This is a genomic window from Myxococcus sp. CA039A (assembly GCF_013336645.1).
GTDB classification, from domain to species: Bacteria; Myxococcota; Myxococcia; order Myxococcales; family Myxococcaceae; genus Myxococcus; species Myxococcus llanfairpwllgwyngyllgogerychwyrndrobwllllantysiliogogogochensis.
This window is the reverse complement of record NZ_JABUMQ010000280.1, coordinates 1-15200: the sequence shown is the minus strand read 5'-3', so window position 1 is coordinate 15200 and position 15200 is coordinate 1. Positions and strand designations below refer to the sequence as shown.

The 15200-nt window shown below is 67.9% G+C and carries 14 protein-coding genes; 9 read left to right on the top strand and 5 right to left on the bottom strand.

Annotation, left to right across the window (positions count from 1 at the left end; all coding sequences use genetic code 11):
* The 4 genes from HR086_RS35210 to HR086_RS35195 all read right to left on the bottom strand — a co-directional run.
* A partial coding sequence (locus tag HR086_RS35210; protein ID WP_174467818.1) for a DUF1800 family protein occupies nt 1-1358 on the bottom strand: 1358 nt, incomplete at its 3' end.
* A gap of 148 nt (nt 1359-1506) precedes the next feature.
* Entirely contained in the window at nt 1507-3474 is a 1968-nt protein-coding gene (locus HR086_RS35205; RefSeq protein ID WP_174467817.1) for a hypothetical protein, read from the bottom strand.
* Nucleotides 3475-3649: 175 nt separating this feature from the next.
* Nucleotides 3650-4165, bottom strand: coding sequence for a DUF3105 domain-containing protein (locus HR086_RS35200; protein ID WP_254614449.1), 516 nt, complete (start codon nt 4163-4165; stop codon nt 3650-3652).
* Between the two features lie 54 nt (nt 4166-4219).
* Nucleotides 4220-5314, bottom strand: coding sequence for a hypothetical protein (locus HR086_RS35195; RefSeq protein ID WP_174467816.1), 1095 nt, complete (start codon nt 5312-5314; stop codon nt 4220-4222).
* A gap of 238 nt (nt 5315-5552) precedes the next feature.
* On the opposite strand from HR086_RS35195, the gene HR086_RS35190 reads away from it, so the two are divergent.
* The 4 genes from HR086_RS35190 to HR086_RS35175 all read left to right on the top strand — a co-directional run bounded on the left by HR086_RS35190 (nt 5553) and on the right by HR086_RS35175 (nt 10880).
* Entirely contained in the window at nt 5553-7385 is a 1833-nt protein-coding gene (locus HR086_RS35190; protein WP_141640609.1) for a M2 family metallopeptidase, read from the top strand.
* Between the two features lie 117 nt (nt 7386-7502).
* Nucleotides 7503-7706 (top strand): cold-shock protein, encoded by a 204-nt coding sequence (locus HR086_RS35185; protein WP_141640610.1) that lies wholly within the window; start codon nt 7503-7505, stop codon nt 7704-7706.
* A gap of 207 nt (nt 7707-7913) precedes the next feature.
* Nucleotides 7914-9899, top strand: coding sequence for a hypothetical protein (locus HR086_RS35180; protein WP_254626589.1), 1986 nt, complete (start codon nt 7914-7916; stop codon nt 9897-9899).
* 30 nt (nt 9900-9929) lie between these two features.
* The gene (locus tag HR086_RS35175) at nt 9930-10880 is read left to right on the top strand and encodes a class I SAM-dependent methyltransferase (RefSeq protein WP_174467814.1); all 951 of its coding nucleotides are present in this window, start codon (nt 9930-9932) and stop codon (nt 10878-10880) included.
* A 10-nt stretch (nt 10881-10890) separates the two neighbouring features.
* Here HR086_RS35175 and HR086_RS35170 read toward each other — a convergent pair whose 3' ends face one another.
* On the bottom strand, nt 10891-11619 hold the full coding sequence (locus HR086_RS35170) for an FKBP-type peptidyl-prolyl cis-trans isomerase (RefSeq protein WP_174467813.1): 729 nt from the start codon (nt 11617-11619) through the stop codon (nt 10891-10893).
* A gap of 164 nt (nt 11620-11783) precedes the next feature.
* On the opposite strand from HR086_RS35170, the gene HR086_RS35165 reads away from it, so the two are divergent.
* The 5 genes from HR086_RS35165 to HR086_RS35145 form a co-directional block, all read left to right on the top strand.
* Complete coding sequence (locus HR086_RS35165; protein WP_141640614.1) at nt 11784-12134, top strand: PilZ domain-containing protein; 351 nt, start codon at nt 11784-11786, stop codon at nt 12132-12134.
* 116 nt (nt 12135-12250) lie between these two features.
* On the top strand, nt 12251-13057 hold the full coding sequence (locus HR086_RS35160) for a hypothetical protein (RefSeq protein WP_141640615.1): 807 nt from the start codon (nt 12251-12253) through the stop codon (nt 13055-13057).
* Between the two features lie 48 nt (nt 13058-13105).
* Nucleotides 13106-13519: a PEGA domain-containing protein gene (locus HR086_RS35155; protein WP_373564393.1), complete on the top strand. Its 414-nt coding sequence runs from the start codon at nt 13106-13108 to the stop codon at nt 13517-13519.
* A gap of 293 nt (nt 13520-13812) precedes the next feature.
* Nucleotides 13813-14970, top strand: coding sequence for an AI-2E family transporter (locus HR086_RS35150; protein WP_373564394.1), 1158 nt, complete (start codon nt 13813-13815; stop codon nt 14968-14970).
* A 5-nt stretch (nt 14971-14975) separates the two neighbouring features.
* On the top strand, nt 14976-15200 hold a 225-nt coding region (locus HR086_RS35145), incomplete at its 3' end, for a hypothetical protein (protein ID WP_174467812.1).

Here is a 15200-nt window from a genome sequence, read left to right as displayed (position 1 = left end):
CCTCCTCCTCCCGGGGCGGGCGCGTTGGGCGGGTAGTAACTGAAGACAGACGGAGGTTGGGGCACGTACTGGCCCATGGACTGGCTCCAGGTGCTCAGCTTCGCGCCGGGGTCCAGCGTGCCCGTCGTGTCGAGCGTCCCCTTCAGGCCGCGGACGAGCGTGGTGACGTGGAGCGCGGGCGAGCGCAGGTGGCCGAAGGTCGCGAGCTGAGCGGCGGGAGGCACGGGGCCCCGGGCCTCGTCGTGCTGGAGGATTCTGCGGATCACCGCGCGCAGGTCTCCCCGGACGTCGCTGCCGTTGTTCTTGAAGATGTTGACCACGTCCTGCACGTACTCGGGGCTGGGGTTGCTGGTGACCAGATGCTGGATGAGATGCTTGCAGATGAACGGCGGCAGGTTCGGGTCGTCGAAGACGTTGTCGAGCGCCTCTTTCAGGTGCTGACGAGGCGTGCCGTTGGCGGTGGTCCACACGCCCCGGAGCAGCTCCTTGGACGTGCTGTTGTGGTTCACCGCGCAGTCCATCATCGGCGCCGCGTAGGTCGGCGGATTCGTCCGGCCGATGGTCGGGCAGGTGGGCCCGGCATAGGTCCAACCGGAGAGGGCGTGGGCGAACGCCTGGACCTGCGCCTCGGTGTAGGTCGGCGTCGTGCGGCCCAGGTTGTCGAGCACCGGGGTGCCGTTCTCATTCAGCTTGTGGAGGCCGAGCGTGAAGAGCTGGAGCATCTCCCGCGCGTAGTTCTCGTTGGGCTCGATGGGCTGGCCGTTGGGCTTGAAGGCCCGGTTGTTGGCCATGTCCAGGTACGTGCCCATGGCGGGGTGCAGCGTCACGTCCTCCAGGAGCTGGCGGAAGTTGCCGAACGCGCGCTGGGACAGGAGGTTGAGGTAGCTGGCCATCGCCACGCGCGGCTCGGGCTCCGGCGTGGACATGACGTTGGGGATGCCGTTCTGGGAGACGACGAGAATCTGGCTCAGGGCGAAGGCGATGCGCAGCCGGAGCTGGTCCTGTCCATGGACGGCATGGAAGAAGAACTGCGAGCCCAGGTCCTTCGTCGCAAGGCCGTCGAAGGTGGAGCGCGGCGCGGCGAATTGGTCGGTGATGGCCTGACGGATGCCCACCGTCATGACGTGTTCGACGGTGTCGATGGGCGGCGTCGGGGCGCCAAAGGCCTGCCGGGGTCCGAAGGTCGCCTGCTCCAGGAAGCGCAGGGTGTTGGGCTCGGTGGGCGTCTCGAGGGGCTCGGCGTGCTGCTCCTGTTGTCCTGGCGCGTCGAGCGGTGGGGTATGGGAGGTGGGCGGGCCCTCGTCGGGTGCGCATGCGGCCACGCACACGGCGAGGGTGAGAGTGAGGCGTCGAATCATCCGGAGGTACTCCTTCAGTTGGTTCGCGAAGGGGGAGAGGACTCCCCCGGGAACAAAAACACTGAAGTCCGGAAATAGTTGCGCTCCCCGGTGCGAATTCCGAAGGGCCTGGAGGGGCCAAGGGGCCCGACTCTTGGGCCCCTGGGGGCTACCAGGTGATGGCGTCCAGGTGGACGGTGCCCGTCCATCCGCTGTTCGTCGTGAACTCGACACCGAGCTGGTAGAGCGGCGTCGTGCTGTTGGTGGGCAGGGCCACCGTCACGGTGTTCCAGGTTCCCGTCTGAAGGCTGCCCATCGCCGTCCAGCGCCCTGTGTAGCGCCAGCCGCCTGGCTCTCCTTCCAGTGCGAAGGGCTGGATGGCGGTGATGCCACTGCCGCTGGGAATCCAGACGCGGAACGTCACGGTCGCGCCGCGAGGGACGGGGGCGGTGAGGACGGACACGACGCCCGTTCCCGAGGTTCCGCTGAAGGGCACCGCGAGTGAGCGCGTCCCCGCCTGGGCTCGCGCCGTGGAGGACGTCGCGGCCTTGAGTGGAGCGCCCGACGACGACCAGCCCTCGGTGCTGGACTCGAAGCCGTAGCCGCGAGCCGCGCTACCGCCGTCGCTCGCCCCGGCGTCAGTGCCACCCGAGCCGCCGTCACGCGTTCCGCCATCGCTCGTCCCGGCGTCAGTGCCACCCACGCCGCCGTCGCGAGTTCCGCCATCGCTCGTCCCGGCGTCGGAGCCACCAGAACCGCCGTCGCGCGTTCCGCCATCGCTCGTCCCGGCGTCGGAGCCACCAGAACCGCCGTCGCGCGTCCCGGCGTCGGTGCCCGCGTCGGTCCCTCCACCCGAGCCGCCATCAGTGCCTCCTCCTGAGCCGGGGAGGGTGGTGCCCGTGGCGGGGAGGGTCAGTCCACCCGCGAGGAGGAACGGGGCCGCGTGAGTCTTGAGGTAGGGCTGTCCATCCGCGCCCAGGTCATTCGGATACGAACTCTGTCCACCCGCGCCCGCGCCGAAGAGGAGCGCGATGACGCCCGTGTTGGCGAACTTGCGGCGGTGCGCGTCGCCGCTCGTGCCGAAGAAGTATTCGGTGCGGTTGTCGCGATAGCCCGCGCGGGTGCTGCCGTCGTTGTTGATGTTGCGATGCTGGGAATTGCCGAGCGGAATCTGCCAGAGCACCCATCGCTTGCCGGTGGTCTGGTTCATGAGCGTCAGCCACTGCGCGTAGCGATTGAAGGAGCGTGAGGAGATGGAGGCGTTGTCACTGGCATCCCACCAGACGTCCTGGGCCCGCGTGAGCTTGTAGAAGTCCGCGTCGCGGTCCAGCGGGTCTCCGACGAGCACGTCGTAGGTGGCGCCCGTCACGTTGGTTCCAAGGCCCAGGGGTTTGAGGAAGTTGACGACCTTGTCCACCTCGGGCTGGAGCGGGTCGGTGACGGAGCAGCAGGAGATGTCCTTGCCGCTGGCCCACGCGGAGATGTGGATGCCGAGGATGACGTTGTTGGCGCCCACGGACTTGCGGAGCTGGAGGAAGGCGAGGCCCCAGCCGGCCACGGTGTTGGGGAGGCTCGCGAGCTCGGGCATTCCCGTGGCGGCGATCGCGGCATAGGCGTTGGGATTGGAGTTTGTCTGGAACTGGAGGAGCCCCACGGCGTCCGGTTCGATGTGAAGCAGCACCGGCTTGCCGAGCTCCTTCGCGCGCTGGAGCAGAATCTTCAGGTCGCCGAAGTAGCCGCGCATCGTGGCCGCGTTCTGCACCTTGGCGAGCGACTCGCCCTCACCACCGCCCGGCTCGGCGAACAGTTGGTAGAAGACGGGCGCGGGGAGGAAGCCCTGGGTCTTGGACTCATCGAGGAAGGCCTTCCCCCAGCTTCCATCGGGCTGCCCCCAACCCCAGTTGTCCACCCAGCCCTTGGTGAAGTAGCGGTAGCGCACGTCCCAGGGGACGCCGCTGTCTCGCATCCAGTTCTGACCTGCTTCCTCGAAGAGTCCCACGGCGAGGCGATTGGGCATCCCCGTGGGAACGGGGCCCTTCACACCCGGTGGTTGTGATTGAGCGAGGGCGGGCGACACGGCGGCTGTCAGCCACGCCAACGCCAGCACGGCGAGGTTTCGTCGGAGCGTTGGTTTCATGCCCCTGACTACAAATGGCTGGCAGTCGACAAACCGGTTGCCCGCACCCAGCGTCGGGACGCCTGCCCTCCGTACCGACGGGCGAGCCCCCGCATTCGTGGCCCGTGCCGCGAGGGGCAACTGTCATCCGCCGGAACCGCTCCTGGGCTCCGAGCGAGGAGTCATGCGCGAGGTTTCACGGGCCCGGGCAGGCAAGGCCAGGCTCGGGGGCATCCGAGTCCTGGTGCGCCAGGAGGCAGCGAAGGGCCTCCGGGTCCACGGCGTCCGCCAGGTACGTGCGTCGCCACAGCAGCGCGGCCACGCGCTGGGGCATCTGCGGGTCTTGCGCCACCAGGGCTCGGCGCACACCGTTTGCGCCCGTGGGCACGCTGGCCGCGGCGGCCTCGAGCTTCGCGACCTCGTCGGGACAGCCGTCGGGGCAGTTATAGAGAAACACCGCGTGCCCGTGCTCCAGGTTGTGGACGTAGAGGCAGCGAGACACGGGCTCCGCGTAGACCCCGCAGCGCGCCACGTTGCCGCAGTGCGGGCCGGAGTTCGGTGGATTCTCTCCGTTGCCGCAGGCCGGGCTGTCGCAGACGGCCAGGTGGCCTGACGACGTCTGCGCGGAGAGCGGGAAGCTGTACTGCTCGCAGCCGCGAAGTTCCCCGTCATCCGAGGAGTCGCACGCGGACAGCGATACGAGCGCGAGCAGCGAAGGGAGCACGACGAGGGCGTGTTTGAGTGGCACGGCCCTTGTCATATCCCATCAGCCCGGGAACGCGCCTCGCCGCTCCACGTCTTGAGCGCGCAGTCCTGGTAGGCCCACGGCCTCCGCGAAGCGGAGGAAGTCGGGCTGGGACAAGCTCCCACCCGTGGCGTGGGCGTGGCCCGCTGTGAGCGCGTCTCCCAGCGCGGAAGGCGTCAGTCCCTGGAGGAGGGTCATCGGATCTCGGGTCGCCTGGCTGCGCAGCGCGAAGTCCACGCGCCCGGGCAGGTAGCCCGTGTTGGCGGCGATGACCAGATGCTCGGGAAGGCGCTGCGCCCACCTCACGGCCACCAGGGGGTGTACCAGGGCCTCGGAGCTGAACAGCAGGAGCGCCACGTTCGTCGCGATGCGTGGAGGTGTCTTCGCGCAGCGTTCGACTTCCCGACGCACTTCCAGGCGGCAGTCGCGCAGTTCGTCCACGCCGGGCACGTGGCCGTCCGCGACGTCCTTCGCGTTGCGTGCGCGCAGGAGGACCTCCAGTGCCCTCGGTGCGGCGAAGCGCGCGGAGCGTCGCGCGGCGTTCACCAGGGACACCGTTTCCACCACGGCCTTGCGGTTCGCGCGTCGCAGCGCGTCCTTGAGGAACGGCATGGGCGCGTCGGTGCCGAGCGCGCCCGCCGTGCCGAGCACCGCGAGCCACTCCAGCGGCCCGGGCACGATGAGCGGCGACACGAGCACATAGGTGAGCAGGCTGGTGCTCGCGGTGGGTTCATGGCCGTGCGCGGAGAGGAGCCGAACCTCGGCGGGAAGCGGCTCGGCTTCTTGGTGACGGTCCACGACGAGCGTGGGGAGGCGAGGTGTCGCCCGGCTGCCCATGGCGAGCACGATGAGGGCTTCGGGCGAGTAGGCGCGGACCCGCTCGAGGAACCCTGGCGAATGGGCATGCTCTCCCTTTCCCGGCACGCGGAGGGCGCCGGATGCACCCAGCGCTTCCAGGGCACGGACGATGAGCACGCCGGACGCGAGCCCATCCACCTCCGGGTGGGGCACGACGAGCACCCGCTTCCCGCGCTGTTGTCCCATGAAGCGACGGGCCTCGGTGAGTGCGTCCTCGGGCGCGGGCCAGGTCGGGTCCTTCGTGTGTCCAAGGAGCATGGCTTCAAAGCTGTAACGCGGCCCGGGGACTCGGGAGGGAGAGGGCAGGGGACTCGCCTGCTCCACGGGCGGGCCCTGGGGCGCGTGTCGTCCCTTTCGTCCGGGGCGCTCGATACCGCTTTCGCGTTGCGTCAGCCGGCGACGAGGCCGGACGCCGACGTGGTGGGACGGGCGCGCAGGTGCCGGAGGGCCTACTTTCGGGATGTCATTGGCCGGCGGTTCCTCTACGGTCCGCCCCATGAAACGGACCCGACTTCCGCAGTCGTTGCTGCGCTCGGCCCTCGCGGCCATGGTGCTGACCGCCGTCCCGGGCTTTGCCCAGGCGCCCGCCGCGAAGGCCACGCCCGAGGAGGCGAAGCAGTTCGCCGAGAAGGTGAACGCGGACCTCAAGCGGCTATGGACGAAACAGGCCACCGCCGAGTGGATCAAGTCCACGTACATCACCGATGACACCGAGCGGAACGCCGCCTACGTCAACGAAGAGGTGCTCGGCTACGTCAACGGCGCCATCAAGGACTCGCGCCGCTTCGACGGCCTGAAGCTCGACGCGGACACCGCGCGCATGCTGCACCTGCTGCGCGTGTCCCAGGCGTTGCCGGCGCCCTCGGACGCGAAGAAGCGCGCGGAGCTGGCGACGACGGCCGCGAAGCTGGAAGGACTCTACGGCAAGGGCAAGTACTGCGGCGCCGACGGCAAGGGCAAGTGCAGGGATTTGGAGGAGCTGTCGGACGTCATGGCGGAGAGCCGTGACTACAACGCGCTGCTGGATGCGTGGCAGGGCTGGCACTCCATCTCCAAGCCCATGCGCCCGCTCTACCAGCAGCTGGTGAGCATCTCCAACGACGGCGCCAAGGACATCGGCTTCAACGACCTGGGCACGCTGTGGCGCTCCGGCTACGACATGCAGCCCGCCGAGTTCGAGAAGGAGGCCCAGCGCCTGTGGGGCCAGGTGAAGCCCCTGTATGACGACCTGCATTGCTATGTGCGGGGCCGGCTGGCGAAGCAGTACGGCGCGGAGAAGGTGCCTTCGGGCAAGCCCATTCCGGCGCACCTGTTGGGCAACATGTGGGCCCAGGAGTGGAACAACATCTACCCCCTGGTGGAGCCGTTCCCCGGTCAGGCCAGCCTGGACGTGGACTCCGAGCTGAAGAAGCAGGACTACGACCCGCTGAAGATGGTGCGGCTGGGTGAGAAGTTCTTCACCTCGCTGGGCCTCAAGTCGCTCCCTGAGTCCTTCTTCGAGCGCTCCCAGTTCACCAAGCCGAAGGACCGGGACGTCGTCTGCCACGCCAGTGCCTGGGACGTGACGTACGAGAACGACCTGCGCATCAAGATGTGCATCAAGCCCACCGAGGAGGACCTCGTCACCATCCACCACGAGCTGGGTCACAACTACTACTACACGTACTATTACAACCTGCCCGTGCTCTATCAGGCCGGCGCGAACGACGGCTTCCACGAGGCCATTGGCGACGCGCTGACGCTGTCCATCACCCCCGCCTATCTCCAGCAGGTCGGTCTGCTGAAGGAAGTGGCGAAGAACGACAAGAACCTCATCAACCTCCAGATGAAGGACGCGCTGGAGAAGGTGGCGTTCCTGCCCTTCGGCCTGCTGGTGGACCAGTGGCGCTGGGAGGTCTTCTCCGGCCGCGTGAAGCCGGCGGACTACAACAAGTCCTGGTGGACGCTGCGACAGAAGTATCAGGGCGTGGCCGCGCCGGTGGCTCGTTCCGAGCAGGACTTCGACCCGGGCGCCAAGTATCACGTGCCGGCGAACGTCCCCTACACGCGGTACTTCCTGGCTCGCATCCTCCAGTTCCAGTTCCACAAGGCGCTGTGTGAGGCTTCAGGTTTCAAGGGCCCGCTGCACGAGTGCTCCATCTACGGCAACAAGGAGGCCGGAAAGCGGCTCCAGGCGATGCTGGAATTGGGCGCGAGCAAGCCCTGGCCGGAGGCGCTCCAGGTCGTCACTGGAACGCGGAAGATGGATGCGACACCACTGCTGGATTACTTCAGCCCGCTGCGTCAGTGGTTGAAGGCCCAGAACAAGGGCCAGAAGTGCGGCTGGTAGCCTGCTGAAGTGGACTTCCCGGGGAAAGGCCGCATAGATTCCCCGGGTCCTTTAGGGTTCGCTCGGTAGGACCGGACGGCGGATTTTCGCGTCCGTGACGAAAGAAGAAGAAATCGAATGGCTACTGGTACCGTGAAGTGGTTCAACGATGCGAAGGGCTTCGGCTTCATCACCCAGGACGGCGGTGGTGAGGACGTGTTCTGCCACCACACCGCCATCAACATGGATGGCTTCCGCACCCTCCAGGAGGGGCAGAAGGTGGAGTTCGAAGTGGCCCGCGGCCCCAAGGGTCTGCAGGCGCAGAACGTCCGCGCTGGCTGATTCCCGACGTCGTTCGCAACGACTTCCTGGATGCATCATGAGGGTCCGGCCTGCCAAGGTCGGGCCCTTCGTGCTTTCTGGTGCCTGCCCATGTCCTCTCCAAAGCCACGCTTCTTTTCCGCCGTCCGTTCCTGGCCTCTGTTGTTGGCATTGGGATGTGCCACCCCCGCACGGCCCCCTGTCATTGCGCCGGAGGAGTCCCGAGCCATGAAGCCCGCGTTCGACCTGGCGGCGGTGAAGGCTGGACTCGTGGCGAAACACGGGGAGGCGTCTCGCGCGCGCATCGAGCGGGGCGTCGATCAGGTCGCCCTGCAATGGCGGGCCGAGGACGGAGACCTGTCTGTCTTCGTGAGTGAGCAGTTCGTGTCGGACGCGCGGGTGTTGGACGCGACGTTCGCCCGGTTGGAGCGGCTGTTCGAGCAGTTGGATGGGCACATGCTCGAGCTGGGGCGCGAGACGCAGTGGTACACGGACCTGGACCTGGGGCCGCTGTTGCCGGTGGAGCCGCTGGTGGCGGCGTATGACCCGTCCTCGCACGTCACCGAGGACCTGTTCCGCGCGAAGGTCGCCTTCGTGGTGCTGCTCAACTTCCCGCTGACGACGCTGTCGGAGCGCACGGAGAAGGGGCCCACGTGGACGCGCAGGCAGTGGGCGGAGGCGAGACTCGCCGGGCGCTTCAGCATGCGGGTTCCCGCGGATATCGCCCAGGAGTCCTCGCGTGAGGTGGCGGCGGCGAACCTCTACATCGCCGAGTACAACGTGTGGATGCACCACCTGCTGGACGAGCGCGGCGAGCGACTCTTCCCGAAGGGGCTGCGGCTCATCAGCCATTGGAACCTGCGCGACGAGCTGAAGGCGGACTACGCGGACCCGCGAGGGCGCGAGAAGCAGCGCATGATCGTCCAGGTGATGGAGCGCATCATCACCCAGACGATTCCGGCGGCCGTCATCGACAACCCGAGGCTGGACTGGAACCCATACACCAACGTCGTCACGGTGGCGCCGGCGGACACGGTGGAGGCGGATGCGCCGTCGAAGGAAGCCAAGGCGGACGCGACGCGGGAGCAGGACGTGCGCTACGCGCGGCTGCTCGCCATCTTCCAGGCCGCGCGCAAGGCGGACCCGTACGTGCCGGTGGCGCCCACGCGCATCGCTCGCGCCTTCGAGCTGGGTCGGGAGCTGCCCGAGGAGCGGGTAAAGGCGCTGCTGACGCAGGTGTTGGAGTCCCCGCTGGTGCCGCGTGTGGCGAAGGAGATTGAGACAAGGCTGGGCCGGAAGCTGGAGCCGCAGGACGTCTGGTATGCGGGGTTCAAGCCGGGCGCCCAGCGGCCGGAGTCGGAGCTGGATGCGTTGACTCGCAAGCGCTACCCGAGCGCGGAGGCGTTTGCGCAAGACATGCCCCGCATCCTTCGCGGCATGGGGTTCAGCGCGCAGAAGGCGGACTGGCTCGCGGCGCACATCCGCGTGGATGCCTCGCGGGGGGCGGGACATGCCCAGCAGGCGATGCGCAGAGGGGACTTCCCTCGGCTGCGCACGCGCGTGGAGAAGGAGGGCATGAGCTACAAGGGCTACAACATCGCGGTGCACGAGCTGGGGCACAACGTGGAGCAGGCCTTCAGCCTCTACGGCGTGGACCACACGTTGCTCACGGGTGTCCCCAACAACGCCTTCACGGAGGCGCTGGCCTTCGTGTTCCAGGCGCGGGATTTGGAGCTGCTCGGGCTGGGCAAGCCGGATGCGGCCAGCGAGCGGGAGCGGGTGCTCGGAGACTTCTGGCAGACGTGGGAGCGCTCGGGCATCGCGATGGTGGACATGGGCGTGTGGCACTGGCTGTACGCGCACCCGGAGGCCACGGCCGCGGAGCTGCGTGAGGCGGTGGTGTCGATCTCCCGTGACGTGTGGGCCCGCTACTTCGCGCCGGTGCTCGGGGGCGAGGGGACGACGCTGCTCGCCATCTACAGCCACATGATCAGCTACCCGCTGTATCTGCCGGACTATCCGCTGGGGCATCTCATCGCGTTCCAGATTGAGGAGCACCTGTCGCGCAAGGGGCCGCTGGGCGCGGAGTTCGAGCGGATGGCGACGTATGGCTCGGTGACGCCGGACGTGTGGATGACGCATGCGACGGGCGCGCCGGTGAGCGCGGAGCCGCTGCTGCGGGCGACAGAGGCCGCGTTGAAGGGGAAGCCGTAGTCCCACGCGGTGGTAGGCTGCGTGCCGCACATGCCCATCAAGCGTCGACTCAAGGAGCTGCTGGCCCAAGGACTGGTGAACGGAGGCCGGCGGCTCGGGCTGCTCGACGACCCTCGGCTGTTCCAGGTCTTCGAGCGGAGCGGCTACCACGTCACGCCGAACCACTTCTATCAGCCCATCCCCGACACAAGCTCGCTGCCGGAGTCGCTCTGGAGCGCGCGCTCGGAGCTGGTGGGAGTGGACCTGCGCGAGTCCAGGCAACTCGAACTCCTGGAGCGCTTCTCCACGCAGTATCGCGACGAATACACGGCCTTCCCGCGCGAGCCCACGGGCGTCCCGCACGAGTTCCACCTGGGCAACAGCGCGTTCGGGACGGTGGATGCGGAGCTGTTGTACTGCCTGGTGCGGGAACTCAAACCGCGCCGGCTCTTCGAGATTGGCTCGGGCTGGTCCACGCGACTGGCCGCGCAAGCGTGCCGGGTGAATGAGTCACACGGCGCGCCCGCGTGTGAGCTGGTGGCGTTCGAGCCCTATCCGAGCGACGTGCTGCGCGCGGGCTTCCCCGGGCTGACGCGCCTGGAGCCGATGAAGGCGCAGGACATTCCGTTGTCGGAGGTGGCGAGGCTGGAGGAGAACGACATCCTCTTCATCGACTCGAGCCACGTGTTGAAGGTGGGCAGTGACGTCCAGGTGGAGTTCCTGGAGCTGCTGCCCCGGTTGAAGAAGGGCGTGGTGGTGCACATCCACGACATCTTCCTGCCAGCGGAGTACCCCAGGTCCTGGGTGCTGGAGCACCGGCGCTTCTGGACGGAGCAGTACCTGCTCCAGGCGTTCCTGTCCTTCAATGACAGCTTCGAGGTGCTCTGGGGCAGCAGCTTCATGCACCTGACGCATGCGGACCGACTGCGTCAGGCCTTCCCGTCGTATCGAGGCGCTCCCGTGGACTGGCCCGGGAGCTTCTGGATTCGTCGGGTGAAGTGAGCCGCGCGGCTTACCGCCGGGACGTGTCGCCGGGGATGTCCACCAGCTCCACGTCGAAGACGAGGACGGCGTTGGGCGGAATGCGCGAGCCCGGAGGAGGGCGCTCGCCGTACGCGGTGGCGCCGGGGCACGTGAGCTTCGCCTTGCCGCCCACCTTCATCCGCGCGACGCCCTGGGTCCAGCAGGCGATGACGCCGTTGAGGGGGAACTCGACGGGGATGCCGCGCTTGGCCGACGTGTCGAACACGGAGCCATCCACCAGCCGCCCTTCGTAGTGGACCTTCACGGTGTCGGTGACGCGGGGGCTCTTGCCGTTGCCCGCCTGCGTCTCGCGATAGATGACGCCCGTGGGCAGCTTCACCGCGCCGGGCTCCTTCGCCGCGCGCTCCAGCGCCGCGTTGCCGGCCTGGGACTGACGCGACTTCGCGAACGCCTGAATCTTGGGCGCGTACTCCTTCGGCTCGACGGTGGAAGTGCCGGCCATTCCGTCGGCGACGCCACGCTGGAGGATGAGGACTTCTTCTGGCGTGAGGGCGAAGAGGGAGAGGTCCTTCCCCACGCTGACGCCGAGCGCGTAGATGGTCTTTCCGTCCTCGGAGAGTTCCCCGGGAGGAGGAGTCGGGGCCGAGGGAGCCTTCGCCGTGGGCTCGGACTTCTTCGCCGCGCCGCCACCCTGGGCGTGTGCTCCCGTGGTGCCAAGCACCAGGGCGAGTGTCGCCATGCACATCGTCGTTCGCATGCTTCCACCTTTCATCATGTGGGCTGGAATATAGGGCCCACGCGCTCGCGCCCAGCACGGAGTGGTGGGTCGTTTTCTTGCGAGTTCAGCACCTGCCTCTACCCTGCATCCAGGTTGCTTCAACCCCGGAGCAACCTGTTGCACGCAGCGGAGGCGACGGAGCGATGAGCGACAAGCGGAAGGCGAAGCGGGCGCCCCTCGACATCTACCTGAACAAGTACATGGGCGGCGTGCCGTACATGTCGCGGGCCGCGGACATCAGCCCGGAAGGGGTGAGTCTGGCACGGTTGATTGAACCCCAGCACGAAGCCAAGCGCGTGGGCCTCCAGTTCCAGCTCCCGGGCTCGGAAGAAATCATCTACGCGGAAGGCGAAGTCGTACGCGAGTGGGTGGAGCTGTCCACCGCCAAACGCGGCGAGCGCTCCGGCGTGAAGTTCACCCTCCTCACCGAGCGGCACCGGAAGATGATCGACGCCTACGTCGACCGTCACGGCCGCCCGGGCAGCGAGAACTGACGCGACGCGTTGCTCCTCGGAGGTTGTCTTGACTTCCAAGGAGGCGGGCTCCTTGAATGGGCAGCCATTCTGCCCTGGGACTACCCAAGGTATCGGGTGAGGACGGGAGGAGCTCCATGCGGCATTTGCGATGGGCGGTGTTGCTGGCCGTGCCTCTGTCGGCGTTCGGCCAGGGCAAGGCGGCGAAGCCCGTCCCCACCGTTGAGGTTGTCCGTCCGGTGGGGAGTGTGGGCGTGAATTGGGAGGGGCAGGTGCTTCGGGCGACCGGGGCGGGTGCTCCCGATTTGAAGGCGGCAAATCCGGGGCAGGCGCGCCTGGGGGCCGAGCGCTCCGCGAAGCAGGATGCGTCCAAGAATCTCCTCGAGCAGGTGCGCACGCTGCAGTTGAGCGCGGGGCGGAGCGTCGGCGACGAGATGGCGCGGAGCGAGGTGCGCGAGCGGGTGGAGACGGCGGTCCGCGGCCACAAGGTCGTCGCCAAGCGTTTCTTCTCGGACAGTGGCGTGGAGCTGGATGTGGAGGTGCCGCTGGCGGCGATTACGTCCGCGCTGGTGGTGCCCGCACCGGGAGCGACCATCGTCTTCAACAGCGCGGGCGCGAAGAAGTACACGGGCCTCGTGGTGGATGCGCGAGGGTTGGGGCTCAAGCCCGTGCTCGCGCCCCGGCTGCTGGATGCGGCGGGCAAGGCGCTCTATGGGGCGGGTGCGCTCGCGAGCGAGGTCCGTGAGTCCACCGGTGTCGCCGCGTGGTTCAACAGCCTGGATGCGGCGAAGAAGGCCGCGCTGGTGGGAGAGAAGCCCATGGTGGTGAAGGCCACCGGGTTGAAGGGCTCCGACCTGGTGCTCGCCTCGGATGACGTGAAGACGCTGGGAGAGGTCAACACGGGCTTCCTGGCCGAGGGCCGTGTCGTCATCGTCACGCAGTAGCGCGGATGCAGGCTCCCGAGGCCCGGTTCCGCGCGGCAGGGGACTTCGGTGGAAGGTCGACAGGGTGATGGGGTGAGTGGTGCGCGGGTGGGACGGTGGCCGAGGTACGGCGCGGGATTGTTCCTGCTGTCACTGCTGGGGTGCGCGGGGCAGCAGGAGCCCGACTCGATGGCGCGAGCGCGCGAGCTGATGGCCGGTGCCCAGGGCACGAGCGGAGACGTGGTGCTGCGGTGTGATCCCGATGACGCCGAGGTGTATCTGGACGGCGTGCTCCAGGGCGCGTGCAGCGACTACGCCGGCAATCCCCGGGGGCTGACGCTGGGGACGGGCCTGCATCAAATCGAAGTGAAGAAGCAGGGGTACTGGCCCTATACGACGTACTACGAGCCCAGTGGTGCCCGGGCGAGGCTGACCATCCAGCTGCGCTCCTCGGAGAGCGCGCCCGGGGGAGGCACTCCGTGACGGGTGTCGCCGGTTCGTGGCGGGGATGCTCGAGGGGGCTGCCTGCCGTTCATCCAACCAGGCGGGACCGCGCCACGGATGCCCTCGTGGTTTCCCAGGAAGCCTGGGCGATGATGAGCCGTGGGTCCGGGCCTTTCCGTCCGAACCCTGACGGGGCCTAAGCTGGACGCTTTCGGGATGCGCAATGACGGCTTGAAGAAGCCGTAATCCACGAACGATTCGTGGAAGAGGAGTGGGTCATCGGACGCCGCAACAACAAGAAGAGCAGCCCCGGGTCGGTGAGCCAGGCGCCGGTGCCTCCCGTGCTTCACTCCGTGAAGGAAGCGCCGTCGTCGCCGGTGGCCGCGGTGCCGGAGGTCGACCTGACGGAGGTCGAGGCTCGTCGCATCGACCTGTGGTGGTCGGCGGTGATGGTGGGCTCGCTGGGATTGGTGTTCGCGCTGCTGGCGGTGTTCGGCGGCGTGGCGGTGCCGGTGCTGCTGGCGCTGTCCGGAGCCTACATCTTCAATCCGATGGTGACGGCCCTGGAGCGCAGGGGGTTGGATCGGACGCTGGGGACGACGGTGGTCTTCGTGGCGGGGACCCTGCTGATGGTGGGCGCGGTGCTCTATCTCGTCCCGGTGTTTCGTGACGAGGCGCTGAAGCTGCCGGACTTCTTCCGTCGCGCGAGCACGCAGGTGGTGCCTCGGCTGGAGGGGTTGCTGGGGCGCTCGGTGCCGGACCTGGTGCGGCAGCGCACCACGGAGTTGGGACAGCAGGCGTCGGACCTGGTGCAGAGCGCGGGCCCCGCCGCCGCGCGCCTCCTGGCGGCCTTCGCGGGCAACACGGCGCGGTTCGTCGTGACGCTGCTGGGGCTGGCGGTGGTGCCGGTGCTGGCCTTCTTCTTCCTGCAGGACTACCCGCGACTGATGGGGCGGCTGAAGGACCTGCTGCCGCGACGCGCGGTGGGGCTGGTGGGACGTCGCTTCGCGGAGGTCGACGAGGTGCTGTCCGCCTTCGTGCGCGGGCAGTTGACGGTGGGCGCGATGCTGTCGGTCATCTACGCCGCGGGCCTGTCGGTGGCGCGCATCGACATGGCCATCGTCATCGGGGTGATCGCCGGGTTTGGCAACATGGTGCCGTACCTGGGGACGGGGCTCGGAATCGTGCTCTCGCTGGTGGGGTTGATGCTGTCGTGGCAGGGGCCCTGGCAACTGGGCGTGGTGGCGGGCACGTTCATCTTCGGCCAGATGCTGGAGGGCTTCGTCATCACCCCGCGCATTGTCGGAGAGAAGGTGGGGCTCGCGCCGGTAGCGGTCATCATCGCCATCCTGGCGTTCGGTGAGCTGTTCGGCTTCGTGGGCATCCTCCTGGCGGTGCCGGTGGCGGCCATCCTCAAGGTTGTCTTGAGCGTGGTGGTGCAGCGCTACCAGCGGACCTCGCTGTACACGGGCGAGGCTCGCTCGAAGTGATCGGCGTGGCGGTGTTGCTGGCGGCGGTGCTGGCGCAGGCTCCAGGCCCCGCCAGCCTGACGCTGCCCCACTACCGGCTCCACCTCCGGGTGGACGAGTCGGTGGACGCGGATGCCCTGCGCTCCCTCGCTGGCAGCGGGACCGTGCTGTGGCTGAGCACCCGCTCGAACATGTTGCGAGACTCGACGCTGGAGGCGCTCAAGAGCTTCCCCGAGGTCTATGTCCAGGTC

Bases quoted from the DNA above. Each gene is read 5' to 3' on its own strand.
- HR086_RS35205 (WP_174467817.1), bottom strand. From the start codon at position 3,474: ATGAAACCAACGCTCCGACGAAACCTCGCCGTGCTGGCGTTGGCGTGG.
- HR086_RS35165 (WP_141640614.1), top strand. From the start codon at position 11,784: ATGAGCGACAAGCGGAAGGCGAAGCGGGCGCCCCTCGACATCTACCTG.
- HR086_RS35195 (WP_174467816.1), bottom strand. From the start codon at position 5,314: ATGCTCCTTGGACACACGAAGGACCCGACCTGGCCCGCGCCCGAGGAC.
- HR086_RS35190 (WP_141640609.1), top strand. From the start codon at position 5,553: ATGAAACGGACCCGACTTCCGCAGTCGTTGCTGCGCTCGGCCCTCGCG.
- HR086_RS35185 (WP_141640610.1), top strand. From the start codon at position 7,503: ATGGCTACTGGTACCGTGAAGTGGTTCAACGATGCGAAGGGCTTCGGC.
- HR086_RS35180 (WP_254626589.1), top strand. From the start codon at position 7,914: ATGAAGCCCGCGTTCGACCTGGCGGCGGTGAAGGCTGGACTCGTGGCG.
- HR086_RS35175 (WP_174467814.1), top strand. From the start codon at position 9,930: ATGCCCATCAAGCGTCGACTCAAGGAGCTGCTGGCCCAAGGACTGGTG.
- HR086_RS35170 (WP_174467813.1), bottom strand. From the start codon at position 11,619: ATGCGAACGACGATGTGCATGGCGACACTCGCCCTGGTGCTTGGCACC.
- HR086_RS35160 (WP_141640615.1), top strand. From the start codon at position 12,251: ATGCGGCATTTGCGATGGGCGGTGTTGCTGGCCGTGCCTCTGTCGGCG.